1 pseudogene is annotated in these 999 nt (G+C 42.0%); it reads right to left on the reverse strand.

The features are described 5' to 3' along the window. Positions 1 to 166: 166 nt before the first annotated feature. Positions 167 to 982 (reverse strand): annotated as a pseudogene (locus AACT19_RS21115) (GIY-YIG nuclease family protein); the annotation flags it as partial. Between the last annotated feature and the right edge of the window lie 17 nt (positions 983 to 999).

The raw sequence follows: 999 nt of genomic DNA on the forward strand, positions 1-999 counted from the left end.
TAAATACGTGGATTCCATATACGTTTTGGGGTAGATCTGTACTAACTGAATTAGCTAGCTGGAAGATGGGAAATCAATCTGGGCTTAAAAATCTAGCCCAGATTAAATCTGATAGGCACCGAGTCAAAAATGGGTAACTGTCAGATCAGGGCTGAATTAGTACACTTTAAATGCTTTCAGCAAATTCAGGTTCCTTCGTCTTAGTTAAATCGGTGATAGCACCAAGCTCGATTGCTTCTTTCAACTCAGCTTGCTTGCGTATGGCTTTAGTTTCATTGAAGTCCTGTGCTACAGCCGTTTCGATGAACTCAGCATCATCAATATCGAAGTTCTTAACAGCTTTCTTGATGTCAGATAGGTCCACTTGGAAAAACTCTTTACGCCTATTCACCATGTTCAGACGGTCATTATCGAATACGCGATGCAACTCTTTCTCAAGAGAAGGTGCGTCAGTGGTGTGAATCATGGCGTGGACATCAAAACTGAATGGTACTGAAGCATCACCCAACTCCTTGACCCGATCCATTGGTTCGAGCCGGCGGGTCATACCAATCTTATAAACATTTTCTCCAAACGAGCCAATATTACTAATATCATAAACGTGACCTTGCTTGGTTTGCTCTGCCATACTCTGTGCACGTTGATGCTTTTGCTCTGCGGCTTCAAGATCAGACTGTAGCTGTGCGATCTGTTCTTCCAGTTTACTACGGGCTTCGTCATTCGCTGACTCAAGCTGTTTTCTAGCGGTCACAAGGGCTTTAGAAAAGCGTGCTTCTTCTTTGATGGCTTCTTGTTCCGCTTTCTTGATCTCAGCTTCAATCTTCGCTTCTTCACGCATTTGAGCCTTAATTTCAGCCTGTTCTTCTTTCTCTGTTTGTTTCTTTTCTTTGTGCTCGTGAGTCAGGCGAAGTTCCTCAACTTTTAATTGCAAATACTTATTTGAAATGACAATCGTGTTGGACTCATTTAGCTTATTAATGGCTTTGTTGCGTAATTAAA

Origin of the sequence: Vibrio sp. 10N.222.47.A9, assembly GCF_963872585.1 — a bacterium.
GTDB classification, from domain to species: domain Bacteria; phylum Pseudomonadota; class Gammaproteobacteria; order Enterobacterales; family Vibrionaceae; genus Vibrio; species Vibrio splendidus.